22 protein-coding genes are annotated in these 26,085 nt (G+C 65.7%); 7 read left to right on the plus strand and 15 right to left on the minus strand.

The window, feature by feature from the left end; genetic code table 11:
- Positions 1–40: 40 nt before the first annotated feature.
- On the minus strand, positions 41–916 hold the full coding sequence (dapA, locus tag RBB31_RS02310; RefSeq protein WP_306127635.1) for a 4-hydroxy-tetrahydrodipicolinate synthase: 876 nt from the start codon (positions 914–916) through the stop codon (positions 41–43).
- A gap of 180 nt (positions 917–1,096) precedes the next feature.
- Here dapA and RBB31_RS02315 point away from each other — a divergent pair, with 180 nt between their 5' ends.
- Positions 1,097–3,145 carry a lytic transglycosylase domain-containing protein gene (locus RBB31_RS02315; protein WP_306127636.1) on the plus strand — a complete coding sequence of 683 codons (2,049 nt, stop codon included), beginning with the start codon at positions 1,097–1,099 and terminating at the stop codon, positions 3,143–3,145.
- Between the two features lie 55 nt (positions 3,146–3,200).
- Here RBB31_RS02315 and RBB31_RS02320 read toward each other — a convergent pair whose 3' ends face one another.
- From RBB31_RS02320 to mnmD, 4 genes are all read right to left on the minus strand, one after another.
- Positions 3,201–3,671 carry a copper chaperone PCu(A)C gene (locus RBB31_RS02320; protein ID WP_306127637.1) on the minus strand — a complete coding sequence of 157 codons (471 nt, stop codon included), beginning with the start codon at positions 3,669–3,671 and terminating at the stop codon, positions 3,201–3,203.
- Between the two features lie 133 nt (positions 3,672–3,804).
- On the minus strand, positions 3,805–4,170 hold the full coding sequence (locus RBB31_RS02325) for a hypothetical protein (RefSeq protein ID WP_306127638.1): 366 nt from the start codon (positions 4,168–4,170) through the stop codon (positions 3,805–3,807).
- Positions 4,171–4,261: 91 nt separating this feature from the next.
- Complete coding sequence (locus tag RBB31_RS02330; protein ID WP_306127639.1) at positions 4,262–5,128, minus strand: DMT family transporter; 867 nt, start codon at positions 5,126–5,128, stop codon at positions 4,262–4,264.
- Between the two features lie 2 nt (positions 5,129–5,130).
- The gene (gene mnmD, locus RBB31_RS02335; protein WP_306127640.1) at positions 5,131–5,799 is read right to left on the minus strand and encodes a tRNA (5-methylaminomethyl-2-thiouridine)(34)-methyltransferase MnmD; all 669 of its coding nucleotides are present in this window, start codon (positions 5,797–5,799) and stop codon (positions 5,131–5,133) included.
- A gap of 61 nt (positions 5,800–5,860) precedes the next feature.
- Between mnmD and RBB31_RS02340 the strand changes: the two genes are divergently transcribed.
- Positions 5,861–6,904 carry an FAD-binding oxidoreductase gene (locus tag RBB31_RS02340; RefSeq protein WP_306127641.1) on the plus strand — a complete coding sequence of 348 codons (1,044 nt, stop codon included), beginning with the start codon at positions 5,861–5,863 and terminating at the stop codon, positions 6,902–6,904.
- On the opposite strand, the gene RBB31_RS02345 is transcribed toward RBB31_RS02340, so the two are convergent.
- Entirely contained in the window at positions 6,905–7,693 is a 789-nt protein-coding gene (locus RBB31_RS02345) for a MaoC family dehydratase N-terminal domain-containing protein (RefSeq protein ID WP_306127642.1), read from the minus strand. It abuts the gene before it with no gap.
- A gap of 80 nt (positions 7,694–7,773) precedes the next feature.
- Here RBB31_RS02345 and RBB31_RS02350 point away from each other — a divergent pair, with 80 nt between their 5' ends.
- Positions 7,774–8,172 (plus strand): VOC family protein, encoded by a 399-nt coding sequence (locus tag RBB31_RS02350; protein ID WP_306127643.1) that lies wholly within the window; start codon positions 7,774–7,776, stop codon positions 8,170–8,172.
- A gap of 4 nt (positions 8,173–8,176) precedes the next feature.
- Here RBB31_RS02350 and amrA read toward each other — a convergent pair whose 3' ends face one another.
- A complete protein-coding gene (gene amrA, locus RBB31_RS02355; protein WP_306127644.1) occupies positions 8,177–9,535 on the minus strand; it encodes an AmmeMemoRadiSam system protein A in 1,359 nt (452 codons plus the stop codon).
- Positions 9,536–9,613: 78 nt separating this feature from the next.
- Between amrA and amrS the strand changes: the two genes are divergently transcribed.
- Positions 9,614–10,675 carry an AmmeMemoRadiSam system radical SAM enzyme gene (gene amrS / locus RBB31_RS02360; RefSeq protein WP_306127645.1) on the plus strand — a complete coding sequence of 354 codons (1,062 nt, stop codon included), beginning with the start codon at positions 9,614–9,616 and terminating at the stop codon, positions 10,673–10,675.
- 66 nt (positions 10,676–10,741) lie between these two features.
- On the opposite strand, the gene RBB31_RS02365 is transcribed toward amrS, so the two are convergent.
- The 3 genes from RBB31_RS02365 to RBB31_RS02375 form a co-directional block, all read right to left on the minus strand.
- Entirely contained in the window at positions 10,742–11,647 is a 906-nt protein-coding gene (locus RBB31_RS02365) for a LysR family transcriptional regulator (protein ID WP_306127646.1), read from the minus strand.
- A gap of 232 nt (positions 11,648–11,879) precedes the next feature.
- On the minus strand, positions 11,880–12,815 hold the full coding sequence (locus RBB31_RS02370; RefSeq protein ID WP_306127647.1) for a CorA family divalent cation transporter: 936 nt from the start codon (positions 12,813–12,815) through the stop codon (positions 11,880–11,882).
- 113 nt (positions 12,816–12,928) lie between these two features.
- A complete protein-coding gene (locus tag RBB31_RS02375) occupies positions 12,929–14,956 on the minus strand; it encodes an NADPH-dependent 2,4-dienoyl-CoA reductase (RefSeq protein WP_306127648.1) in 2,028 nt (675 codons plus the stop codon).
- A 204-nt stretch (positions 14,957–15,160) separates the two neighbouring features.
- Here RBB31_RS02375 and RBB31_RS02380 point away from each other — a divergent pair, with 204 nt between their 5' ends.
- The gene (locus RBB31_RS02380; protein WP_306127649.1) at positions 15,161–15,628 is read left to right on the plus strand and encodes a DUF411 domain-containing protein; all 468 of its coding nucleotides are present in this window, start codon (positions 15,161–15,163) and stop codon (positions 15,626–15,628) included.
- Between the two features lie 11 nt (positions 15,629–15,639).
- Here RBB31_RS02380 and RBB31_RS02385 read toward each other — a convergent pair whose 3' ends face one another.
- The 3 genes from RBB31_RS02385 to trpS form a co-directional block, all read right to left on the minus strand.
- Entirely contained in the window at positions 15,640–16,503 is an 864-nt protein-coding gene (locus RBB31_RS02385; protein WP_306127650.1) for a branched-chain amino acid aminotransferase, read from the minus strand.
- Between the two features lie 56 nt (positions 16,504–16,559).
- On the minus strand, positions 16,560–17,045 hold the full coding sequence (locus RBB31_RS02390) for a VOC family protein (protein WP_306127651.1): 486 nt from the start codon (positions 17,043–17,045) through the stop codon (positions 16,560–16,562).
- A 185-nt stretch (positions 17,046–17,230) separates the two neighbouring features.
- Positions 17,231–18,250, minus strand: a complete 1,020-nt coding sequence (gene trpS, locus RBB31_RS02395) for a tryptophan--tRNA ligase (RefSeq protein WP_306127652.1) — start codon at positions 18,248–18,250, stop codon at positions 17,231–17,233.
- A 74-nt stretch (positions 18,251–18,324) separates the two neighbouring features.
- Here trpS and RBB31_RS02400 point away from each other — a divergent pair, with 74 nt between their 5' ends.
- Entirely contained in the window at positions 18,325–19,023 is a 699-nt protein-coding gene (locus RBB31_RS02400) for a rhomboid family intramembrane serine protease (protein ID WP_306127653.1), read from the plus strand.
- Here the strand turns inward: RBB31_RS02400 and murJ are convergent.
- Complete coding sequence (gene murJ / locus RBB31_RS02405; RefSeq protein ID WP_306127654.1) at positions 19,020–20,558, minus strand: murein biosynthesis integral membrane protein MurJ; 1,539 nt, start codon at positions 20,556–20,558, stop codon at positions 19,020–19,022. The genes RBB31_RS02400 and murJ overlap by 4 nt on opposite strands.
- 308 nt (positions 20,559–20,866) lie before the next feature.
- Between murJ and RBB31_RS02410 the strand changes: the two genes are divergently transcribed.
- Positions 20,867–22,945, plus strand: a complete 2,079-nt coding sequence (locus tag RBB31_RS02410) for an FAD-dependent oxidoreductase (protein WP_306127656.1) — start codon at positions 20,867–20,869, stop codon at positions 22,943–22,945.
- Positions 22,946–23,314: 369 nt separating this feature from the next.
- Here RBB31_RS02410 and RBB31_RS02415 read toward each other — a convergent pair whose 3' ends face one another.
- Complete coding sequence (locus RBB31_RS02415; RefSeq protein WP_306127657.1) at positions 23,315–26,080, minus strand: [protein-PII] uridylyltransferase; 2,766 nt, start codon at positions 26,078–26,080, stop codon at positions 23,315–23,317.
- Between the last annotated feature and the right edge of the window lie 5 nt (positions 26,081–26,085).

The raw sequence follows: 26,085 nt of genomic DNA on the forward strand, positions 1-26,085 counted from the left end.
GAAGGTGAAGCAGATTGCGCCAAGGTAAAGGCGGGACGACCTAGTTCATCAGCCCGGCATGGCGCAGGCCGTCATCGACCAGCGCCTTGGTCTCGTCGCTGAGCTCAGTGAGGGGCGAGCGGACCTCGGCGCTGCACAGGCCCAGCCGGGACAGGGCATATTTTGCACCCACCAGCCCCGGCTCGGTGAAGATCGCCTTGTGCAGCGGCATCAGCCGGTCCTGAATTTCCAGCGCCTTGGCGTAATCGCCGGCAAGCGTGGCGTTCTGCACCTCGGCCACCATGCGGGGTGCGACGTTGCCGGTAACGGTGATCACGCCGACGCCGCCCTGGGCGTTGAAGCCGTGGGCCGTCGCGTCCTCGCCCGAAATCTGGCAGAAGTCCTTGCCGCAGGTCATGCGCTGATGGCTGACGCGGGCGAGGTCACCCGTGGCGTCCTTGACGCCGACGATGCGCGGAAGCTTGGCCAGTTCGCCCATCGTGTCGGGCATCATGTCCACCATGGACCGTCCCGGAATGTTGTAGATGATGATCGGTAGGTTGCAGCAATCGTGCAGCGCGGTGAAATGCGCGATCAGGCCGCGCTGGGTGGGCTTGTTGTAATAGGGAGTCACCACCAGGGCTGCATCGGCGCCGACCTTTTCGGCATGCTGGAGGAAGCGGATCGATTCGAGCGTGTTGTTGCTGCCCGCGCCCGCGATCACCGGCACGCGGCCTGCCGCGGCGCGCACCACCTCGGAGACCACGGTTTCGTGTTCCGTATGGCTGAGCGTGGGGCTTTCGCCGGTGGTGCCGACGGGCACCAGGCCATGGCTGCCTTCGCCGATATGCCATTCCACCAGTTCCTTGAGCGTATCAAGATCCAGCTCGCCGTTCTTGAACGGCGTGACCAGGGCAGGAAATGATCCTTTGAACATGATACGCTCCTCTCTATGTCTTAGCCCAAAGGGCTGGTGGATGACCGCGGGACACGGAAGTCTGCCGCGGCGTTGCCCAGCTTGTGAATGGACGTTCCGTCCCCTGGAAACTAGGCTGGCTGTGTCTATCGTCGCTGGCCCGGGAAAATGCAAGTGATGTTCAGCGTGCAACGACTTGTCGTGGCTTTATTGGCCCTGCTGTGGCCGCTTGTTGCGGTGGCCCAGACTGATGGCGTGGGCGCGCCCGAGCCGGGAGCGGAGGCCGAAGCCGTCAGCGTCAACGAGACTGCGGACGAAGGAGAGGGCGGGACTGTCATGATCACGCCCCCACCGCGTGTGCCGCCGCGCCCGTTGTCCAGCGCGTTCGACGCGATGCTGGCCGGGCGCTGGACAACCGCGGCGCAGATTGCGGAGCGCGCCGGGCCCGCGGCGGTCACCCTGATCGAGTGGCACCGTCTGAGGGCGGGCGAAGGGACGCCGGGCGAAGTTCTGGCCTTTCTGACCGATCACGCCGACTGGCCTGGCCTGGATTACCTGCACAAGCAGGCCGAAGGTGCGATGATCGGGGCGACGCCCGAAGAGATCGTTACCTTCTACGAGGATCGGGTGCCGCAATCGGGCTTGGGAGCCTTGTCCTACGCCCGGGCACTGCAGAAGGCCAACCGGCCCGGTGATGCCGATGTCGCGCTCGTCTTGGCATGGCGGACGCTGGACCTGTCGACCGCCGAACATGATGCCTTTCTGCGGGCGCGGCCCGAACTGTTGAAGCCGCATCACGAGGCGCGGCTGGACATGGCGCTCTGGAGGGGGCTGAGGGATGTGCAGCAGATGCTGCCGCTGGTCGACGCCGCCACGCGCGAGATCGCCGAGACCCGGCTGATGATCGAGGCCGGAGCGGATGGTGCGGACAAGCGCCTTGAACTGCTGCCCGACGCGGCGCAAAGCAATCCGCATATCGCCTATGCGCTTTACAACCGTCACATCCGCCAGGACCGGCCGGACGATGCGATCAAGTTGATTCTTCGCCAAAGCCGGCTGGAGGGGAACGGTCTGGGCGATGCCGAGCGCTGGGCCGGCTGGCGGCGGGAACTGGCGCGTGACCGGATGCGCGACGGTGCGGCACGCACGGCCTATGATCTGGCATCGGTGCACGGCCTGGTGGAAGGGTCGCATTTCGCCGACCTGGAGTGGCTGGCGGGGTTCATTGCACTGACCGATCTCAACGACGCCGAGTTGGCGGTCTTTCATTTCCAGCGACTCATGGACGGGGTCGAGACGCCGATCTCGCTGGGCCGGGCCGGATATTGGCTTGGGCGGGCGCAGGAGGCGGCGGGCAACGAGGCTGCCGCCAAGCTCGCCTATGAGCTGGGGGCCCTGCATCAGACCAGCTTTTACGGGTTGCTGGCCGCCGAGCGGGGGGGCTTTGCGTTCGACCGGGCGCTGAATGGACGTCAGACCTTTCCAGATTGGCGCGAAGCGGAGTTTGCGCAGGGCGAGGTTTTCCAGGCCGGCGTTCTGGCGCTGGCCAATGGCCGCGTGTCGCTGGCCGAAACGTTCTTCACCCACCTCGCCGACACGCTGGAGCTTAAGCCGCTCAGGCAACTGGGCCAGGCAATGGACGAGTTGGGTTCACCGCATCTGCAGGTGATGGTGGGCAAGGCGGCGGCGCAGCGCGGCATCACGCTGCCTGCGCCCTATTACCCGCTGCATCCGATGCACGAGCTGGACCTGCCCGTGCCGATGGAATTGGCATTGGCCATCGCGCGGCGCGAGAGCGAGTTCGACCAGGGCGTGGCCAGCGGCGCGGGCGCGATGGGCCTGATGCAACTGATGCCGGGCACGGCGGCGGAAGTGGCGCGGCGGCTGGGCGTGACCGATCATACACGGTCGCGGGTGTTCGAGGACTGGGCTTACAACGCGCGGCTGGGCTCGGCCTACCTGGCGCAGATGGCGGCCCAGTTCGACGGCAATATCATCATGATGGCAGCGGCCTATAACGCAGGGCCAGCGCGGCCCCCACGCTGGATGACGCGGTTCGGGGATCCGCGGCAAGACGGTGGGGATATCATCGACTGGATCGAGCACATCCCCTTCAACGAGACGCGGAATTACGTGATGCGCGTGGCCGAAAGCCTGCCGATCTACCGGGCGCGGCTGGGCAAGGAGCCGCACCCGGTGCCGTTTTCGCAGGAACTGGCCGGAAGCACCCTGTCACCGACGGTGGACTGAACGTCTGCGCCAGGGCGACTTCGGCGATGCGGCCCGCCCGTGCGGAAGGCATCCGTCAGTGATTGGAGTGGTCCATGGTCTCGCCCTCCTCGGGCCGGGACTCGACGTTGAACATGACCTCGACCTCGCCGGCGTTCTCGAAAACCAGGGTAGCCGGGATTTCCTGGCCTTCCTCAAGCTGCGACGAGAAACCCATGAACATGACATGGTAGCCGCCGGGCGCGAGCTCTACCGTTTCACCGGCCGGGACGGGCAGGTTATCGACATGCATCATCTTGGCGACGCCGTCGGTTTCCTCGGTCGTATGAACCTCGACCTTGGGGAAATCGGCGCGAACCTCGAGCAGCACGTCGTCGGTGTCGCCATTGTTTGTGATCGTCATGAACCCCGCGCCGGCCTTGGCCATCTTGGGCGTCTCGAACGCCATGGGATGCATGATTTCAAGGTCGCCCACGGTGTAGTCATGTGCGGCGGTCATGCCAGCCGAGAGGATCAGGGCGGATGCAAGGGTGAGAATATGTTTCATGTCAGTCTCCTGCAGGGGGGGGCGACGCGTGCAATGTGTCGCGCGCCGGATAGGTTATGGAAACGCGCCGGGGCAAGCCCGACTGCATCGATGTTCCGGATTTGTCGTCTGCGGGCGCTGAGCCCGCACGGGGTCAGGCCGGCAGCGGCGGGGCACGCGCGGCGTTCTGAACCGAACCGCCAGGTATCGGGAACGTTGCGCTGGCCGCGAAGACATTGAGCGCGGTCGGCACCACAGCCGGGGTCGGCAATTGTTTCTGCGTGTTGATATCGAACGCCGTGACGCCGAAGAACGGGCAGGGATCAGCCGCCAGGCCCGTGTCGTCGCCCGTGTCCACCGGCTGGCCGGTATCCATGGAGACATAGACGATCTGCCCGCCCGAGCAGAGAGCCATCACTCCCGATTCAGGCGCGGCAAGGATCGTGGGCTGGGCCACGACGCGGATCGCGATGAAAAGCGCGAGCAGCACCGTCAGGGCCGCCTTGCCGATCGCCGTCATGTACCGCGCCGTGCGCATGTGGTGCCCTTTGCCATTCGGTGTTCCTGATACATCGTCAGCCTTGCGGGGGAAAGCCAGGTAAAATGCCGCACTAGCCGCGCAGACGCTGGCGCCACAATGTAAACAGACCGGCGGCTACGATGAGCCCCGCGCCGAACGCCACGTTGAGACGGATCGTCTCGGAAAAGAAGAGAATGCCGATGGTGCTGGCGAAGACCAGCTGCAGGTAGGCGAAGGGCTGGACCGCGCTGGCCTCGGCGACCTCGTAGCACTTGATGAGCGTGTAGTGCCCCGCCGCGCCGGTCACGCAGAGTGCAGCCATCCACAGCCAGTTATAGGCCGACATCGGTTCCCAGAACCAAAGGCCAACGGCGGTCATGGCGACCGATCCCACCGTGCCGGTCCAGAGAAAGCTGGTGGCGGCGCTGTCGCGGCGGCCGACGTAACGGGTCAGCAGGCCGTAGAGCGCGAACATCAGCGCGGCGATGAGCGGCACGATGGCTTCGGGCTGGAAAACGCCGAAGCCCGGTTGCAGGATGATGATCACGCCGACGAAGCCGACCCCGATGGCCGCCCAGCGACGCCAGCCGACGCTTTCGCCCAGCACCGGGCCGGAGAGGGCCGCGATGAGCAGGGGGTAACAGGCGAAGACGGCGTGGCTTTCCACCAGCCCCAGCAGGGTGAAGCCGAAGATCATCACGCAGATCTCGGCGACCAGCAGGACGGCGCGAAATCCCTGTACCAGCGGTTGATCAGTGCGGGCGGCGGCGCGCAGGCCGCCGGCGGTGCGGGTGGCGACACTGATAACGAAGGCGGCAAAGAACCAGTAGCGGATCATCACGATCATCAGCACGTTGTATTCCCGCGCCAGGTATTGCGAGATGCCGTCCTGCACCGCGAAGATGAAGGTGGTCGTCACCATCATCATGATGCCGAGGCGGGTGTTCTGCTCTGCCATGCTCAGGTCTTTCTTGCGCGGGTCATGTGCCGCTTGCGCCCGTATCCCGGAACGCGGTCAACTTCAAATCCCGCCGCCTGCAAGCCACGCCGGACGAAGCCCGCGGCGGTGTAGGTGGCGGCGGTGCCGCCGGGTGCGGTGTGCTGGCCCACCTGGCGCATCAGGGACTCTTCCCAGAGTTCGGGGTTCTTGGCGGGGGAAAAGCCGTCCAGGAACCAGGCGTCGGCTTGGTTGTCCCATTGGGGCAGGGTGGCGCGCGCGTCGCCTATTATGATGCGCAGGGTGTAGTCGGAGCCTCTCGTTGTGTCACCGAAGGGGTCGCCGTCTTCCAGCCCGAGCGCTTCAACCGGTAGGTCGCGGAAAACCGAGAGGGCGCGCGTAATCTGCGCGGGGGCCATCGGGAATGCCTCGAAACTTGTGAAATGGAAGGTGCCGGACACGTCTTCCGCGCGCCATGCCTGAAGCGCGGTCAGGAAGTTGAGCCCGGTGCCGAAACCCAGTTCTGCAACATGGAACCCGTCGCGGAACCGTGCAGGCAAGTCATTGCCGCCGAGAAAGACGTGTCGCGTTTCCGCAAGGCCGTTCTCGAGGCTGAAATACGGGTCGTCGAAGCGGGTGGAGACCGGCACGTCGCCGTCGCGCCATTCCAGTTCTGCCTGCTGGTCCTGCATCGCGCCTTCCGGTAGTCAGGGAAAATCCCGGCGACCATGCCGCCGGGCCGGGGAAATGACAATGGCAGACGTCACCATATTCGGCGCCGGGATCTTCGGCCTGTCCATCGCCTTCGCGTGCCAGTCGCGGGGGGCGAAGGTGCGAATGATCGACCCCGGCGGTGTGGGCGCGGGGGCGTCGGGCGGCGTGGTGGGCGCATTGGCGCCGCATGTGCCGGAGAACTGGAACGAAAAGAAGGCGTTTCAGCTGGACAGCCTGTTGGCGGCAGAGGCGTTCTGGGCCGAGGTGGCGCAGGTGTCGGGCCTGCCCCCGGGCTATGCGCGGACGGGCCGGCTGCAGCCGGTGGCGGACGAGGCCGGGCTGGCGCTGGCGCGGCAAAGGGAGGTCACGGCACGCGAGCTGTGGGGCGAGGCTGCGACATGGGGGGTGGTGGAAGCGGGTGCGGCGGCACATGCGCCGATCACGCCGACGGGCTTGTTGATTCTGGATACGTTGTCGGCGCGCCTGCATCCGCGCGAGGCGGCCAAGGCGCTGGCGGCGGCGATCGTGAAGCGCGGTGGAGAGATCGTGACGGAGGGTAAGCCGCAGGGCCGCGTGGTTCATGCCACGGGGGTAGTGGGGCTGGCCGAACTGTCGGACAAGCTGGGCGTGCCGGTGGGCAATGGCGTCAAAGGGCAGGGCGCGGTACTTGATTTTTCGGCGCCAGAAGCGCCGCAGGTATTTGCCGATGCGCTGCACGTGATTTTTCACCGCAACGGGACCACCGCCGTGGGATCGACCTCGGAGCGGGAGTATGACAGTGCGACGGACACGGACGGGCAGTTGGAAGACGTGGTGGCTCGCGCCCGCATTTCAGTGCCGGCGCTGCGCGAGGCAAAAGTGATCGAACGCTGGGCCGGGGTGCGCCCCCGCGCCCGGTCGCGGGCGCCGATGCTGGGGGTGCATCCGCTGTACCCCGACCAGTTCATCGCCAATGGCGGCTTCAAGATCGGGTTCGGCATGGCGCCGAAGGTGGCGCAGGTGATGGCGGATCTTGTGCTGGACGGGCGGGACGAGATCCCGGCGGCGTTCAGGCCCGAGGCGTCTTTGCCGAAGTCGCGATGATCAGCCAGCCTTTGCGGACATGCATTGTCGCCCGTCCGGGCCACGCACCCAACATGCGCCGTCTTTGCCCCAGCATATCTCGGCCACCTCGTGATGCATCAGGGGGCTGGTCGCGCGGAAGCTGAAGCGCTTCAGACCGCCCAGTTCGGCATCGGCCATCTGCATCAGGTGATGCGCCAGAAGGGGCCCGTGGACGACGAGGCCGTCATAGCCTTCGACTTGCCGGGCATAGCCTTCGTCGTAATGGATGCGGTGGCCGTTGAAGGTGAGCGCGGAGTATCGGAAGAGGAGCGTGCTGTCGAAGCTGACCGTGCGGGTTTTTCCTGCGCCGTCGGGGGCGCGGGGCGGTTCGGGTTTTTGGCCCGTTTCATCTTCGCGATAGACGAGGTCCTGATGCTCGGCGATGCAGCAGGTTTCGTCCTGCCAAATTTCGTGCCGCAGGGTGACAAAGGCCAGCGGGCCGCTGCGGCCCTGCTTGTGCTCGGCCTTTTCGAGGGTGGTGCGGCGGGTGGCGGGCTTGCCCGCGCGGAAGGGGGCGTGGAATTCCAGCTGCCCGCCGGCCCACATGCGCCGGGGCAGGCCCATGTCCGGGATGACGCCGCCCAGTTTGGGATGACCGTCGCGGCCAAGGTCGGCGGGCACCTGCGGGTCCCAGAAATAGATCTGGTGGAAGAAAGGCGGAAGGGTGTCGCCGGTTCCCAAGGTGGGCGTCTCACCCAGCGTGGCCTGAAGTGCGCGGGCGCGGGCCGGGTCGATGGGGTCGTGAAGGGTTTGCGTGGCGTCTGTCATCTTGGCCTGCCGTCCGGTTTCGGCATATGTCTATGCAGGCAGCGCGCGAAAAGACAATGCCTGCGACGAAAGGAAACCCCATGCCGCCCCGCCTGACATCGTTGGATCATCTTGTGCTGACAGTCGCGGATATCGCCGCGACGGTGGCATTCTACACCCAATCGCTGGGGATGAATGCGGAGGCGTTCACCCCGACCGACGGCTCGCGGCGGTGGGCGCTGAAATTCGGGGCGCAGAAGATCAACCTGCACAAGGCGGGCGCGGAGTTCGAGCCAAAGGCGGCGCATCCCGCGCCCGGCACGGCGGACCTGTGTTTCCTGAGTGATGTGCCGCTGGCAGACTGGCGGGCGCACCTGGCCGGACACGGCGTGACGGTCGAGGAAGGGCCGGTGCCGCGGACCGGCGCAACGGGGCCGCTGACCTCGATCTACATACGCGACCCGGATGGCAATCTGATCGAGATTTCCAACGCCGCTTGAGCGCCTAGTCCGGCTCGGCAAAGCTTTCCGCGCAGAAGCGGTGGATTTCCAGCGTATCGCTCCAGTGATCCTTGGGCAGGCCCGCCTTGACCTTCAGCGCGGTCAGGAATTCGGCGGGGTCGGGCAGGCTCTCCCACACCATCGGCAGAAAGACACCGCGTTTGGCCCCGTCGCGCAGGATCAACCCGTCGCGGTGGGGCGTCAGCTGTGACAGCAGGTCGGACTCGCCTGAAAACGTCATTGGCGCGGAGGGGGACAGAACGGCGATCTTGAGGTGCAACCTCGTGACCTCTTCGGCCGTGACGGGCTTGAAGCGTGGATCGGCGGAGGCGGCCTTGACCGTGTTATTGGACACGTCGCGCACCAGCGGTTGATGCGCGGTGAGCGAGCCGATGCAACCGCGCAGGCGTCCGTCCTGTTGCAAGGTGATGAAGCTGGCGGCGTGGCCGCGCAGCGCCTGCGGAAAGCTGATTTCATCTAGCTTGGGCGGCTTGCCGCGCTTGGTGAAGGAGTCGAGCGTCTGCCGCGCCGCCTTGAGCAGCATCTCGCGGTGGCGCGGGATGATGATCTCGTCGGTGGTGTCGAAAAGCGCCCAGGCGCCGTAGCCCACGGTGCGAGAGGTGTCGCCGGTGACATCGGCGCTGGAGGCCATGGCGAGGCGGGCGACGCGCAGGCCCGCGCCTGCGTCCGAGGCGATGAACCCTGCGATACCGCCTGCGCCGCAGGCATGACGGGATGTGAGCGTAGTGCCCCTGGAGGTTTCCAGCAGCTTGGCAGTCGCGGCATCCTTGGCGTCCGCCGCGTTGCGCGGCAGGAAATGGCTGAGGTCGCTCGACAGCACGAAAAGCGGCTGGCCGCGTGCGGAAAGGTGGTCGATGGCCGCGGCAACCTGATCTTGGGGGGCGTTGCCGATGACGAGCGGCACCACCTTGGCGTGAGGATGCAGGCGGTGTAGGAAAGCAAGCTGCGTCTCGATGCCGTGTTCGCGGTCATGGGCGGCATCCTCGACATGGGCCAGCCCTGCCTGCACGAGGCTGTTGGCGGCGGGCCGGTCGATCATCACGTCGAAACCGGGCATTGCGTAGCCCTTTTGCGAGGGCAGGGCGATGCCCTCGAAGGCATGCGCATGCGACGGCGACAGGATGACGATGGTCGAGGGGCGCCCGCGCGCGGTAGCCCGCCACGCGGCCCCGGTCAGCCAGCCGGAAAAGCGATAGCCCGCATGGGGCGAGATGATCGCGCGGGGTACCGAGCCTTCGGGTCGCCAGCCGCTGGTGCCGCGGGTGATGCAGCTTTCGGCCTCGGACCAGAGCGCCTGCGCGTCGGCGGGATAAAAGGTTCCTGCGACGGCGGGTTGGCGCATGATGGGATCGGGTTCACTGTTCATTTCGGCGTCGAATACCTATCTGGTAACCAGGATAATGAAGGAAAACGACCGACGATGCACCCCGCGCGATTCTGGGAAGCCGAGAGTGACGGCAGGCTGCGCTGCACCCTGTGCCCGCGTTTCTGTACGTTGCGGGACGGGCAGCGGGGGATGTGTTTCGTGCGGATGCGGCAGGGCGACCGGATGGTGCTGGATACCTACGGGCGCTCGACCGGGTTCTGCATCGACCCAATCGAGAAGAAGCCGCTCAATCACTTCCTGCCCGGCTCGCCGGTGCTGAGTTTCGGCACGGCGGGCTGCAACCTGGCGTGCAAGTTCTGCCAGAACCACGAAATCTCGAAAAGCCGGGAGGTCGATAGCCTGGCACATGAGGCGGCGCCGGAAAAGATTGCCCAAGTGGCGCGGGCAGAGGGCTGTGCGTCTGTGGCGTTCACGTATAATGATCCGGTGATCTTTCACGAATATGCGCTGGACACTGCCGCCGCCTGCCGCGAGGCGGGTGTGAAAAGCGTGGCGGTGACGGCAGGGTATATTTGCGATGCGCCGAGGACGGAATTCTTCGGCGCGATGGATGCGGCGAATATCGACCTGAAGGGCTTTACCGAAAGCTTCTATCGCAAGCTGACCGGAGCGGAGATCGCGCCGGTGCTGGAAACGATTGCCTATGCCGTGAACGAGACCGATTGCTGGGTCGAACTGACGACGCTGCTGATCCCGGGCGAGAATGACAGCGCGGCGGAGCTGGAGGCGCTGTCGGGTTGGGTGATGGAAACTTGCGGACCGAACGTGCCGATACATTTCACGGCCTTTCATCCCGATCACCGGATGCTCTCCCACGAACGCACGCCGCTGGATACGTTGTTGGGGGCGCGTGACGTGGCGCGTCAGGCGGGGCTGCGGCATGTCTATATCGGCAACGTGCATCACCGGGAGGCGCAGTCGAGCTATTGCGCGGGATGCGGGGACTGCGTGATCGGGCGGGATTGGCACGTGCTTTCCGAATGGAAGCTGGACGATTCCGGCGGATGCGTCACCTGCGGCACGCGCTTTCCCGGAGTGATCGACGGCCCGCCGGGGGAGTGGGGGCGCAAGCGGTTGCCGCTGCGCATGGCCTGAGCAGGCCAAAAGGCCCCGGGCGGCGCGCCACCCGGGGTCAGGTTGCCTGACAGGCGGAGGAAAATCTTACCAGTCCGTGGGACCCTTCTCGGCGAAGGCGTGGACAAGGAAGTCGATGAAGGCGCGCACCTTGGGCTGCGTGAAGCGGCCCGGCGGGTAGACCGCGTATATACCCTGGGTTTCCATCGGCAGGTCAGGGATGACGTCGACCACCTGACCGTCCTTCATCGCGTTGGCATAGAGGAAACTGGGTAGATAGGCGATGCCGAGGCCCGAGATCGCGGCATTGAGCAGAGACTGACCGTCATTGACCGAAAGGCCGCCGGCGGTGCGCACCTGGCGCTTTTCGCCCGAAGGCGCGGTCAGCTTCCAGACCGAGCCGTTGGACTGGCTGGAGTAGTGCAGGAGCTTGTGCTCGTTCAGATCATCGATCTTGCCGGGGCAGCCGTATTTCTGCAGATAGCCGGGGCTGGCGATCATGCGCTTGTTGGTCTCGGTCAGCTTGCGGGCGCGCAGGGTGCTGTCTTCCAGCTCGCCGATGCGAATGGCCATGTCGAAGCCTTCGGAAATCAGTTCCACGTAGCGGTTGTTGAGCACCATGTTGACGGTGATGTCGGGGAAATCGTCGAGAAACTGGCCGAGGATCGGGCTGAGGTGGTTGACGCCGAAATCTGTGGCCACGGAAATGCGCAGCAGGCCAGAGGGATCGGACTGCATGGAACTGACCAGGGCGTCGGCCTCGCCGGCATCATTGAGCACGCGCAGGGCGCGGTCGTAATAGGCCAGACCGATTTCCGTCGGGCTGACCCGGCGGGTGGTCCGGTTCAGCAGGCGCGCGCCCAGCCGGGCCTCGAGCGACGAGACGTGCTTGGATACTGCGGACTTGGAAATGCCCATCTTGCGTGCGGCGTCGGTGAACCCACCCTGGTCCACGACGGTCGCAAAGGCCTCCATTTCGGTAAGGCGGTCCATTCTCGATACCCTCGTCGTTTATTGTTGGAATGAAGGTATCGTGGGAAATTCGGGCACAACTGGGGCGCGGGCCAGACAATATCTTGGTTTTGTGATGCATCGTTGATGGCCCGGAAACAGCTTTCGCCAGCTATTTCGACGCCTGCCACCAATGCCGGGTGAAGTGAACCATGTGCCGCACGACCCGCCGGTGAAGGCGGGTCAGATCACGATTACCGTCGATTTGTCTGGGTCAGATCCACTTCAGCCTTCGCAGTATCCAGAGCGCGGCGATGGTCAGGATCACCAGCCCCAGACACAGGGCGGCAAAGCCCCAGGGGGTATCCACGCCGGGCATCCCCGCCACGTTCACACCGAAGAGCCCGGTGATGAACCCGAGCGGCAGAAACACCGCCGCGACGATCGACAGAATATAGCCGTTGCGGTTCTGCCGCTGGTCGGCCTGCGTTGCGTGGTGGTCTTGCACGGCCTGCATCCGCCCGATCATCGACTCCAGCTCCTCGACGGCAAGCTTTGCAAGATTGCCCAGTTCCCGCAGTCGGGCGCGGGCATCGGGGCTGACAAGCTCACTGTCCGTGCCGACAAGCTCGACTAGCGCGTCGCGCTGCGGGGCGAGGTAGCGGCGCAGGCGGATCGCCATGCGCTGGTCCTCGGCCAGATCCTCGGGCGGGTCTTCCTCGTCGTCCTCGACGCTGTCTTCCATGAGGTCCACGCGGCGGCTGAGGTCGAAGACGGTGTCCTGCACCCGCGTCATGAGGCGTTGTGCGAGGTCGTGGACGAAGGCGATGGGGCTGAGGGGGGCGGTGCCGGCTTCGACCTCCTGCCGAATGGCGTCGATGGCGAAGACCCTGCGCACTCGCACGGTTACGACCAAGCCTGCCGTGACCCACATGCGCACTGCCACCATCTGATCGGCAGGGCCATCGGTGTTGAGGTTAACACCGCGAAAATTCAGCATGAGCCCGTCGCCATACCGGTCGCACCGCGGGCGGGTTTCGGGCGCCAGCAAGGTTTCGGCCGGAATGCTGGGTACGCGGTCCGCGAGCCATGCCGGAAGCTCGGGATCCTTCAAATCGAAATGCCACCAGGCATAGCCCTCGGCCGGGCCGCTTTCCGAGGCCGGACGGGCGGTGCCATCGGGGGCTATATCGAATGCGCAAACGGGCATGGCGCGACACTACGGTCGGGTGCGGCCAGTCACAAGATGCCAAAACACCGTCTGCCTGGGGTGAAAAGGCCTGGCGCAGAGGTTGGCCCGTCGGTGGTGCGGCAAACTTTTCCCTAAAGTGTGGCCGCCAGCCGCGTGCCCTGGTCGATGGCGCGCTTGGCGTCGAGTTCCGCCGCCACATCCGCGCCGCCGATCACGTGACAGGCAATTCCCTTGGTCCCCAGCGCGTCGGCCAGGCTGCGTTCGCTGACCTGTCCGGCGCAGAGCACGATGCTGTCGACCTCGAGCGTGCGCGGGTCCTCGCGGCCTTCGCCGTTCGAGACGACGAGGCCGGCAGGTTCGATCCGTTCATAGTTCACGCCGCCGACCATCTCGACGTCCTTCATCCTGAGAGACGCGCGGTGGATCCAGCCGGTGGTCTTGCCCAGCCGCTTGCCCACGCGTTCGGACTTGCGCTGCAGCAGGGTAACGGCGCGGGCGGGCGCATCCGGCTGCGGGCCTTCGGGCGCAAGGCCGCCGGGCGTCTGCGCGGGGTCACCGACGCCCCACTCCTCTTTCCATTCCTCGAGATTCTCGGTCGGGCTTTCGCCCTCGTGGACGAGGAATTCTGCCACGTCGAAGCCGATGCCGCCCGCGCCGACGATGGCCACGCGTTTGCCCGCCGGCTTCTTGTGCTTCAGCACGTCGATATAGCTGAGCGTGTTGTCGCCATCCTGCCCTTCGATTTCCGGGTCGCGGGGCAGGACGCCGGTGGCGATGACCACCTCGTCAAAACCGATCAGGTCGTCGGCCTGCACGTCATGGCGCAGTTTCACCGTGACGCCGGTTTCCTTCAGCATGGTGTCGTACCAATCGACAAGGCCGAAGAATTCCTCCTTGCCGGGAATCTGCTTGGCCATGTTGAGCTGGCCGCCGATCTGGTCATCGCGGTCAAAGAGCGTCACGTCATGGCCGCGGTGGGCCGCGGTGATCGCGGTGGAAAGGCCCGCGGGACCGGCGCCAACGACGGCGACGGTCTTGGGCGTGTCCGTGGGCGTGATCGGCAACTCGGTTTCATAGCAGGCACGAGGGTTCACGAGGCAGGTGGAAATCTTGCCCGAGAAGGTATGGTCGAGGCAGGCCTGGTTGCAGGCGATGCAGGGCGCGATGGTGTCTGCGCGGCCCTCGATGGCCTTCTTGACGAACTCCGCATCCGCCAGGAAGGGGCGAGCCATCGACACCATGTCGGCGCAGCCTTGGGCCAGCACGTCCTCAGCCACTTGCGGCGTGTTGATCCGGTTCGAGGTGATCACGGGGATGCCCACATGCCCCATCAGTTTCTTGGTGACCCAGGTGAAGGCCGCGCGCGGGACGGAGGTGACGATGGTGGGGACGCGCGCCTCGTGCCAGCCGATGCCGGTGTTGATGATGCTGGCCCCGGCCTTTTCGACCTCCTGCGCCAGTTGCACGACCTCGTCGAAGGTCGAGCCTTCGGGCACGAGGTCGATCATCGACAGGCGGTAGATCAGGATGAAGTCCGGGCCGACGGCCTCGCGCACCCGGCGCACGATCTCCAGCGGCAGGCGCATCCGGTTCTCGTAGGAACCGCCCCAGCGGTCCTCGCGCTTGTTGGTGTGACGCACGAGGAACTGGTTGATGAAGTACCCCTCGGAGCCCATGATCTCGACCCCGTCATAGCCGGCCTCGCGGGCGCGGGCGGCGGCGGTGACGATATCGGCGACCTGCTTCTCGATGCCATCCTCGTCCAGCTCCTTGGGCGGGAAGGGCGAGATGGGCGACTTGATCGGCGAGGGGGCGACGCATTCGGGGCCATAGGCGTAGCGGCCCGCGTGCAGGATCTGCATGGCGATCAGGCCGCCCGCGTCATGCACCCGGTCGGTGACCACCTTGTGGTTGGCAATGTCCTGCTCGTTGAAAAGTCCCGCCGCGCCGGGAAAGACGCCGCCCTCGCGGTTGGGAGCCATGCCGCCGGTGACCATCAGGGAGACCCCGCCGCGGGCGCGGGTGGCGTAGAATTCGGCCACCCGGTTCCAGTCCTTGGTCTCTTCCAGCCCGGTATGCATCGAGCCCATCAGCACGCGGTTCTTCAGCGTGACGTGGCCCAGATCGAGCGGGGCGAGCAGGTGGGGATATCGGGTCATGTGCGGCCTCCCGGGGGACGTTCGGATCAAAACGTAGGTTGACGCGCACCATGGTCACGTCAGCCGCGATTGTCACGTCCGACGCTGCGTTAGGCGGCGGCTTGGGTCATCCGGTTGTGATGCCGGGTGCGGGGGCGGATGGTTGACGACGGCGTGCGAACCTGTCCAGAATCCGCGCCAACCCAGCCTGCAAGGAGACTGCCGATGCCGACCCGACGCAACTTTCTCGCCGGTGCCGCCGGTCTGGTGGCCGCGGCCCCGCTTGCCGGCCTGGCGCAATCCGGTCCCGCCATTCATGTGATGAAAGATCCCAACTGCGGCTGCTGTGGCGCGTGGATGGAGGTTCTGCAAGACGACGGCTTTGCCGTGACCAGCGAGGATGCGTTCGGCACGATCCTGTCGCGCTACAAGATCGACAACGGCATTCCACAGCAGATGATCTCGTGCCACACCGGCAAGATTGCCGGGTACATGATCGAAGGTCACGTGCCGCCCGCCGATATCCGCCGCCTGCTGGACGAGCGCCCCGACGCTGTGGGCCTTGCGGTGCCGGGGATGCCCTATGGCTCACCGGGGATGGGGCCGGAGGACCGGCGCGAGGCCTATGACGTTCACCTGATCCTGCGGGACGGCGGGACCGAGGTCTTTTCCAGCTACGACGCGGCGGCCTGAGCGGCCCGGGCTCAGGCGCTGGCGGCCCAGTCCCAGTACATTTCGCGCACCCGGCGGGTGGCCGGGCCGATCTGGTAGTTCGTGTCGTCGAAGGCCGTGACCGGCGTGACCTTCATCATGTTGCCCGACAGAAAGACCTCGTCGGCGTCGTGAAAATCGTCGAAGGACATGACGCATTCATGCACCATGACGCCATCGGCGCGCAGGTTCTCGATATGCCGCGCGCGGGTGATCCCGGCGAGGAAGGTTCCGTTCGGGACCGGCGTAAAGACCTCGCCATCCTTGACGGCAAAGGCGTTGGCGGTGGCGGCCTCGGCCACGTTGCCAAGCGCGTCGGCCACCAGCGCGTTGGTGAAGCCCCTTGATTTGGCCTCGGCCAGCATGCGGGCGTTGTTGGGGTAAAGGCAGGCGGCCTTGGCGTTGACCACGGCATCCTCCAGCACCGGGCGGCGAAAGCGCGTGCGGGTAATGGTGGCGGAATGCTCGGGCGTGGCCATGGGGATTTCCTCGAGGCTGATGGCAAAGCCGGTGGCGCCGCCTTCCTTGGGGACGATGGCCGACATGCCGCCTTCGATGGCCCAGTACATCGGGCGGATATAGACGGCCGCATCGGGGGCATAGGCGGTCAGCCCGTCTCGCACGATCTCGACCATCTCTTGCACCGACACGGTCGGCGTGACCATCAGTGCCTCGGCCGAGGCGTTCACGCGGGCGCAGTGCCGGTCCAGATCGGGCGTCAGGCCGTGGGCAAAGCGGGCGCCGTCGAAGACGTTGGAGCCCAGCCACATGCCGTGATCGGCGGCGCGCATCACCGGGATGTCCCCGTCATGCCAGGTGCCGTCGAAATAGGTCCGGATGTTGCTGCCTGTGGCCATGGTCGCCTCCCTTTGGCGCGGACCCTAAGCCGGAGGCGCGGCAGGGTCCAGAGGGCTCAGCCGGCTTCGGCCAGCAGGGCCTCGATATCCAGGCGGCTGTTGACCATCTTCAGGTTGCCTTCCGCGTCTCGCGGCCACTCTTCCGGGGCGCGGTCGCGGTAAAGCTCGACCCCGTTGCCGTCGGGGTCTGACAGGTAGACCGCCTCGCTGACGCCGTGCTCGGCGGCGCCGTCCAGCGCGATGCCCGCCTCCAGCACGCGTTTCAAAGCCTGCGCCAATGCGGTGCGATCGGGATAGAGGATTGCCGTATGGTACAAGCCCGTATGCCCCGGAGGCGGCGGTGTGCCGCCCTTGCTGTCCCAGGTGTTCAGGCCGATGTGATGGTGGTAGCCGCCCGCGGACAGAAATGCGGCCTCGGTGCCGTAGCGTTGTTGCAACTCGAAGCCCAGAGCGCCGGAATAGAAGGCGATGGCGCGCTCGAGGTCGGAGACGCGGAGGTGCACGTGCCCGATGCGGGTTTCGGGATGGGTTGTGAACGACATGATATGGCCCTTTCCTGACTGCCGCAGAAATGGGCCAGTTTCACGTGCAAGGCAATTCCACACGCTGCCGCAGAGATGGTGCGCAAACACACAGGGCTTTCATCGTTCCGAAAGTACTCCGGGGAGTTTGAGGGGCAGCGCCCCTCATTCCCGCCAATCGGGCGTGGCGAAGCCACTCGATCGGGTCAGGCGCCGACCATGCCGACGATGTCCTTGGTGCGCTTGAGGATCGGCGCGGCGATCTCGCGGGCCTTTCCGGCGCCGTCCGACAGGATGCGGTCGATCTCGGCGGTGTCCTGCATCAGGCGGGCCATTTCCTGGGAAATGGGCGCCAGCTTTTCCACCGCCAACTCGGCCAGCGCGGGTTTGAACGTGCCGAACTGCTGCCCGCCTACGTCGCGCATCACGGCGTCGACGCTCTGGTCGTTCAGCGCGGCGTAGATGTTCACCAGGTTGCGGGCCTCGGGGCGGTCTGCCAGCCCTTCGGCGTCCGACGGCAGGGGCTCGGGGTCGGTCTTGGCCTTGCGGATCTTCTTGGAGATCGTGTCGGCGTCGTCGGTCAGGTTGATCCGGGACATGTCCGACGGATCGGATTTCGACATCTTCTTGGACCCGTCGCGCAGGCTCATCACCCGGGTGGCCGCACCCTCGATCACCGGCTCGGTGATGGGGAAGAAATCGACCTCGAAATCGTTGTTGAACTTGATCGCGATATCACGCGTCAGCTCCAGATGCTGCTTCTGGTCCTCGCCCACCGGCACATGGGTGGCGTGGTAGGCCAGAATGTCGGCGGCCATCAGCGCGGGATAGGCAAAGAGGCCCAGCGAGGCGTTTTCCTGGTTCTTGCCGGCCTTGTCCTTCCACTGGGTCATCCGCTTCATCCAGCCCATCCGGGCGACGCAGTTGAAGATCCAGGCCAGCTCGGCATGGGCCGAGACCTGGCTTTGGTTGAACAGGACCGACCGCGCCGGATCGACGCCCGAGGCGATGAAGCCCGCGGTCAGTTCGCGGGTGGCGCGGCGCAGGGCCTCGGGCTCCTGCCAGACGGTGATGGCGTGCATATCGACCATGCAGAAGATCGACTCGACCCCGCTGTTCTGGCTGTCGGCAAAGCGTTTCAGCGCACCGAGGTAATTGCCCAGATGCAGGTTGCCGGACGGCTGGATGCCCGAAAAGACGCGGGGGGTGAAGCTGGCCTCAGCCATGGCGGACTCCGTCTGGAAATTCGTGTCCGCCTCGCTTACTGCTGCGGCCAACAGCCGTCAAGGAGGCCACACCGATGTCCGATCCCAATGCCGCCGGTCCCGGTGACAGCCCGGTCAACCCGATCCCGCCGCTGGTGCTGGCCATCGTCGCTGCCATGGCCGCCGCCGAGGCGGTGTTCCAATTGGGCGCCCGCGGCATGGTGGGCGGTCCCGAGGCGATCGGCTGGCGCATTTCGACGATCCAGCAGTTCGGGTTTTCCAACCGGGCGATGACCTGGATGCTGGAGACCGGTCAATTAAGGATTGATTATCTTATCCGCTTCGTCACCTATCCGTTCGTTCATGCCAGCCTGATGCAGGCGGTTTTCGCCATCGTCATGACCCTGGCCATCGGAAAATTCGTGGCCGAGCGCATGGCCGGGTGGGCGGTGGCACTATTATTTTTCGCCTCATGCATCTTCGGCGCGCTGGTCTTTGGCCTGATCTATCCTGACGGGCCGGGGTTAATAGGGGGTTTCCCCGGCGTCTATGGTCTGATCGGCGGCTTTACCTGCCTTGTCTGGCTGCAACTGGGCGCAATCGGCGAGAACCAGATGCGCGCTTTCGTGATGATCGGCGTTCTGCTGGGGTTGCAACTGTTTTTCGGTCTGCTTTACGGCAACTATTTCACCTGGGTGGCCGATATCGGCGGATTCGTTGGCGGGTTTCTTCTGTCCTTCGTGCTGGTGCCTGGCGGAATGACGCGGCTGCGGCAGAAGCTGCGGCGGCGTTAGCGGCGCACCGCGGCGCGGAATTCCGAGAAGCGGAAAGCTCCCAGTAGCTGGCCGAGACCGAAATAGCTGACGCTGCCGAGGCCGATCAGCACCAGGAGGGCCAGCCAGCGCCAACCGCTCAGGCCGAAGAATGGCGTCATCAGTACCTGCAGGCCCCACAGGATGACGCCCAGGAGGAAAGACGCCAGCAGGATACGCCAGACGCGGCGGCGGAAGCGGTCGTCGAAGCGGGCGACCTCGCCATAGCCGCGCGCGCCGCGCACCAGCAGCCAGAGCATGGCCCAGCCGGCCGCCGAGGCCGCGATGGCGGCCGCCCACCAGCCGACGACCTGCGCCAACCCCACGGCCAGCGCGGCGTTCACCACCATGGCCACGAGCGCGTAGTGGAACGGCTTTTTCGTGTCCGAACGGGCGAAAAACAGCGGTTGCAGCACCTTTTGCAGCACGAAGGCGGGCAGGCCGAGGCCGTAGATCATCACGGCGAGCGCGGTGGCGGCGGTGTCGTCGGCATCGAACTTGCCACGCTCGAACAGCACCGACACCAGCGGCAGGGGAATGACCATCAGCGCCACGGCGCAGGGCACCGTCAGGGCCAACGAGATCTCGGCGGCGCGGGAATAGGCGTGACGGGCGCCCTCGTGATCCTCGGCCTTGAGGCGGCGCGAGAGGTCGGGGAGCAGGACGATGCCCACCGCGATGCCCACGACGCCCAGGGGCAACTGGTACAGGCGGTCGGCGGCGTAGAGCCAGCTGACCGCGCTTTCGGTATTGGAGGCCACGAGTTGCCCCACCACGAGGTTGATCTGCACCACCCCGCCGGCCAAGGCCGCGGGCACGGCGACGCGCACGAGGTTCGACATCTCGGGCGTCCAGCGGGGCCGGGTGGGGCGGATGCGCATCCCCGCCCGGTCTGCGGCCATCCAGACAAGCGCCAGCTGCGCCACGCCGGCGAAGGGGATCGTCCATATGAGCGCATCGGCCACGGGGCCGCCGGTGTAGTGCGCGATCAGCATGGCGCCGACCAGCAGCACGTTCAGGATCACTGGCGCGGCGGCGGCGGCGGCGAAGCGTCCGGCGGCGTTGAGAACCCCGGAAAACAAGGCCGCGAGCGAGATGAAGAAGATGTAGGGAAAGGTGATGCGCGCGTAATCGACGGTGATGTCGAAGCGCGGGTCGCCATAGTAGCCCTCGGCGGTGGCATAGACCAGAACGGGCATGAAGATCATCGCCAGCGCGGTCAGTATGAGCAGCACGAGGCTGAGGCCGGAAAGCGCCAGGCGGGCAAAGCCGAACGGGTCCTCGTCGGCCTCGAGCCGCCTGGAAAACATCGGCACGAAGGCCGCGTTGAACGCGCCCTCGGCAAAGAAGCGGCGGAACAGGTTGGGCAGGCGGAACGCGGCGACATAGGCGTCCATCAGAACGCCGGGGCCGATGAGGTTGGCGATGATGACGTCGCGCACAAAGCCCAGGATCCGGCTGGCCAGGGTCCAGACGCCCACGGTCAGGACGCCGGAGAGAAGGCGGATGGGTTGCATGTGCGGTGCCTGCGTTCGTCTTGTTTTACAAGAGCAGTAGCCGATTGCCGGGGACGGGGGAAGGGCCGCGTGAGGCGACCGGCACGGTGGGCGCGCGAATCGAAGGTGAATGGCGGACGGCCGCGCAAATCCGGCGTCGGTATTACGTCGGTATTTTGGTGGCATGGCGTCGGTGCCATTTTCGCGGACCGGCCGGACCCGGTTCGTGACCGCACCGCGCGGTGGGTTCAGCGGGATTTGAGGTCTGGCGCCCCGCGAGGAGAGTGATAGCGTGCCGGGCAACCCCACCCCGACCGGAAGGTGCCGCCATGACGACCTCGCCCTATGACATCCTGTTCGAGCCGGTGCGGATCGGGCCCAAGGTCACGCGCAACCGGTTCTACCAGGTGCCGCATTGCACCGGCATGGGCTTTCGCTATCCGCAGGCCGAGGCGGCGCACCGGGCCGTGAAGGCCGAGGGTGGCTGGGGCGTGGTGTCGACACAGGAGGTGGAGATTCACCCCAGTTCCGACCTGACGCCCGCGAACGAGGGACGGCTGTGGGACGATGGCGACATCCCGGCGCTGCGGCTGATGGCCGAGGCCGTGCAGGCGCATGGCAGTCTGGCGGCGATCCAGCTGGCGCATAACGGGCATCATGCCAGCGGTCGTTATTCGCGCGAGCCGATGCTGGCGCCTTCTGGCACGGTCAGCGACTGGGGCGATCCGTGGCAGGCGCGGGGCATGGACAAGGGGGATATCAAGGCGTTCCGGGGCTGGCATGTGGACGCGGCGAGGCGGGCCAAGCAGGCGGGCTTCGACATCATCTATGTCTATGCCGGGCATGACATGACGCTGCTCATGCATTTCCTGCTGGCACGGCACAACCACCGGACGGACGAATATGGCGGCAGTTTCGAGAACCGGCTGCGCCTGTTCCGCGAGGTTCTGGCCGATACGAAGGAGGCCGTGGGCGACAGCTGCGCCATCGCGGTGCGGCTGGCGGTGGACGAGCTGATGGGCGCGGCGGGCCTGCGTCACGAGGTGGAGGGGCGCGACATCATCGAGGCCTTGGCCGAGGAGCCGGACCTGTGGGACGTCAACATCTCTGACTGGTCGAATGACAGCCAGACGGCGCGGTTTGCCAAGGAAGGGTATCAGGAGCCTTACACCGCCTTCGTCAAATCGGTGACGACCAGGCCGGTGGTGGGGGTGGGGCGTTATACCTCGCCCGACGCGATGGTGCGGCTGGTGAAATCGGGGCATCTGGATTTTATTGGCGCGGCGCGGCCGTCGATTGCCGATCCGTTTATGCCGAAGAAGATCGAGGAAGGCCGGCTGGAAGAGATCCGCGAGTGCATCGGGTGCAACATCTGCGTCTCGGGGGATCAGTTGCTGATGCCGATGCGCTGTACCCAGAACCCGACGGCGGGAGAGGAATGGCGGCGCGGCTGGCATCCGGAGGTGATAACGGGTGACAAGGTGGTGTCGGAGCGATTCCTGATCGTGGGCGGCGGGCCGGCTGGCATGGAGGCGGCGCGCGGGCTGGTCGCGGCGGGCCACGAGGTGGTGCTGGCCGAGTCGAGCGACGCCTGGGGCGGGCGCGTGGCCATAGAGAGCGCGCTGCCGGGGCTGGCGGAATGGGGCCGGGTGCGTGACTGGCGGCTGTGGCAGTTGCAGCAGAAGGATGCGGCCGATCTCTACCTGCAAAGCCGGCTGAGTGCGTCGGATATTCTGGACTACGGCATCGGGCAGGTGGTGCTGGCCACCGGGGCCAGCTGGCGGCTGGACGGGGTGGGGCGCACGCATCGGTTGCCGGTCGCGGCATTCGGGGCCTTGCCGGTGCTGTCGCCCGAAAGTGCGATGCAGGGGGGGCTGGAGCAGGATGATGGTACGGGGCCGGTCGTGATCTATGACGATGACGGGTATTACCTTGCCAGCGTGCTGGCAGAGCTGGCGGTGCAGACGGGGCGCGAGGTGGTCTTTGTGACGCCATCGCCCGTCGTTGCGCCGTGGACGGATAACACGCTGGAGCAAGAGCGTATCCAGGCGCGGCTGATCGAACTGGGGGTGACGATCATTCCGCTGCACAAGGTGGCGGAGGGAGACGGCAGTACGCTGGATTTGGCCTGCGTCTATTCGGATGCCCGGCGACAGGTGCCCTGCGCGACACTGGTGCCGGTGACGTCGCGGGTGCCCAATGATGGACTGTGGACCGGCCTGAAGGACCGCGAGGCCGAGTGGGCGTCAGCGGGGATCAAGGCGGTGACGCGGATCGGCGACTGTTTCTGCCCGGGCACCATCGCGGCGGCGGTGCATGCGGGTCACGCCTTTGCCCGGACGGTCACCGGGGCGCAGGTCGATCCACCGCGGCGGGGCGAGCGGGTGGATTTGTCACCGGAGCAGTGATGCGGGCGCGGACCGGAATTTTGGAAAATTCCGGGTGTGAAAATGCGTATTTTCACAGCCATTTCCTGCGCAGGAAATGGTGCCCGCAGGACCCTGCGGTGAAGTTGTAGCGCAATGACCGCTTCGAGCCCTTTGCGGACAAATGTGATTTATATCCCCGAGCGCCATCGACGGGCCGCGGCGCGGCGATCCGACGGTAGTTGGGCAGCACTTTATCCAGCCAAATCCGAAACAGGATTGAGCGATGCACCGAACTTCACCCAATCGCCGGGCCGTGGGGGCGGCCCGTCGATGGCGCGGGGCCTGCGGCCTGTTTCCGCGCCGGGTCTGTAGATCAAACGTCTTTTATGTCCGCACAACCGCCATCGGTCAGCGTGTGGCCTGCTCCACCCCCTCCGAGATCGCCTGGCGCAGTTTGCGTTCGAGCGCCTTTTGCTTGGCGGGGGAATAGAATTTCAGGCCGAACATGTCCTTGACGTAGAACGTGTCGACCACCTGTTCGCCGTAGGTCGCGATGACGGCGGAGTTGATGTAGACGTTGCCGTTGGAAAGCGTGCGCGTCAGGTCGTAGAGCAGGCCGGGGCGGTCGCGGGTGTCGACCTCGATGATCGTATAGATCTCCGAGCCTTCGTTGTCGAAGGTGATATGGGTGGGCACGCGGAAGGCGCGTTCGCGTTTCTTGATCTTGTCGCGCGACTGCATGGCGTCGCGGGCCACCACCTCGCCCCGAAGCGTCTTGTGGATCATTTGCGTCAGGCGCGGCAGGCGGTCGGCCTCGTAAGGGCTGCCGTCGGCGTCCTGTATCCAGAAGGCGGCGGTGGCATAGCCGTCCTTGGTGGTATAGGTGCGCGCGTCCACCACGTTGGCGCCCACCAGCGCCAGCGCGCCGCACATGCGGCTGAAGATGCCGGGATGGTCGGCCAGCGCGAAGCAGACGCGGGTGGCGTCGCGGTCCTCGTCCGGGGTGAGCTGGATGCGGACCTCGTTTTCCGAGATGTCACGCAGGAGAAGCGCGAAATCCTCGTGCGCGGTGACGTGCAGGCCCTGCCAGTAGGGTGGGTAGTGGCGCTCCAGCTCGGTCTTGAGGTCCTTGGCGTCCCAGTCGGTGAGCGCCTCGCGCAGGTTGCGCTTGGCGTCGGTGCCGCGCTGTTCGCGGTTGAGCGCCTCGAGCCCGCCTTCCATGGCGCGGCGGGTCTGGCGGTAAAGCGCCCGGATGAGCGAGGCCTTCCAGTTGTTCCAAGTGTTGGGTCCGACGCCGCGGATGTCGCAGACGGTCAGGACGCACAGAAGATCGAGCCGTTCACGGGTCTGCACCGCCTTGGCGAAGTCGCGCACGGTGCGCGGGTCGGCAATGTCGCGTTTCTGGGCCATGTCGGACATCAGCAGGTGATAGCGCACCAGCCATTCCACCGTGTCGACCTCCTTGGGTTTCAGGCCCAGCCGAGGCGCGACGCGGCGGGCGATCCGGGCGCCGAGGATCGAGTGATCCTCGTCCTGGCCCTTGCCGATGTCATGCAGCAGCATGGCGACGTAGAGCACCTTGCGGTTCACGCCGGCATCAAGGATCGAGGAGGCGATGGGCAGGTCCTCGGTCAGTTCCTTGCGCTCGATCCTGGACAGCTGGCTGACGCACTGGATGGTGTGCTCGTCCACCGTGTAGCTGTGATACATGTTGAACTGCATCATGGCGCGAATGGGCTCGAACTCGGGGAGGAAGGCGGAAAGCACGCCAAGCTCGTTCATCCGGCGCAGCGCGCGTTCCGGGTTGCCGTGCTTCAGCAGCAGGCCAAGGAAGAGCTTGCGGGCCTCGGGGCTTTCACGGAAGTCGTCGTTGATGAGCTCGAGATTGGCGGTGACCAGCCGCATGGCGTCGGGGTGGATCAGCAGCCCGGTGCGCAGGCCCTCCTCGAACACCCGCAGGATATTGAGCGGGTCGGACAGGAAAGCCTTTTCATTCACGATGGCCAGCCGGCCATGGACCTCCTTGTAGCCGTCCTTGAGCTTGCGCTTGCGGGTGAAAAGGCGTTGCAGCAGTGGCTCTGACTTCACATGCGCAGCTTCCAGCTTGGTCAGGAAGATGCGCGTGAGGTCGCCCACCGCGGTGGCGTGGCGGAAATACTCCTGCATGAATACCTCGACGGCGCGGCGCCCGGCGCGGTCCTTGTAGCCCATGCGCTCGGCCACCTCGACCTGGAGATCGAAGGTGAGCTGCTCGGTCGCGCGACCCGTGACGAGGTGCAGGTGACAGCGGGTGGCCCAGAGAAAGTTCTCGGCCTTGAGGAAGGTTTCGAACTCGTCCTCGAGAAACAGGCCGTGGCCGACGAGATCGGACACGTCGTCGACATGGTAGAGGTACTTTGAAATCCAGAACAGCGATTGCAGGTCGCGCAGGCCGCCCTTGCCCTCCTTGACGTTGGGCTCGACCATGTAGCGTTCGCCCTGTTTTTCGTGGCGGGCGTCGCGCTCTTCCAGCTTGGCCTCGACGAATTCGCGCTCCGTGCCCTTGAAGAGATCGTTGCGCAGGCGGTGGTCGAGGTCGCCCGCCAGCCTGTCGTCGCCGTAAAGCAGGCGCTTTTCCAGAAGTGCCGTGCGGATGGTGAAATCGTCGGTCCCGAGGCGGATGCATTCGCGGATCGTGCGGCTGGCGTGGCCGACCTTCAGCTTGAGGTCCCAAAGCATGTAGAGCGTGCTTTCGATCACGCTCTCGGCCCAGGGGGTGATCTTGTAGGGCGTGAGAAACAGCAGGTCCACGTCAGAGAAGGGGGCCATCTCGCCCCGGCCGTAGCCGCCCACGGCAAAGACGGTCAGGCGCTCGGATTCGGTGGGGTTGGGCAGGGGGTGCAGGTGGCGGCCGGCCACCTGGAGCGCGGTCATCACGGCACAGTCGGTGAGCCAGGTATAGGCGCGGGTCGCCTCGCGCGCGGCGAACGGTGTATGCCGCAGTGCCTCGGCGATGGCGGCGCGGCCGGCCTTCATCGCGTCGGTCATGGCCGCAACCGCCTCGCGGCGCAGGGCGGCGGTGTCCGAGGGATCGGCCTCGCGCGCGGCGTCGATGCGGGCCTCGACGGTGTCGTGGTCGAAAATGACCTCGGCCGGGCAGATCAGCGCGTCCGGCGGCGTCAGCGTGTCCTTCATGGCGT

The sequence above is a fragment of the Roseovarius sp. MMSF_3350 genome (assembly GCF_030733425.1).
Taxonomy (GTDB): domain Bacteria; phylum Pseudomonadota; class Alphaproteobacteria; order Rhodobacterales; family Rhodobacteraceae; genus Roseovarius.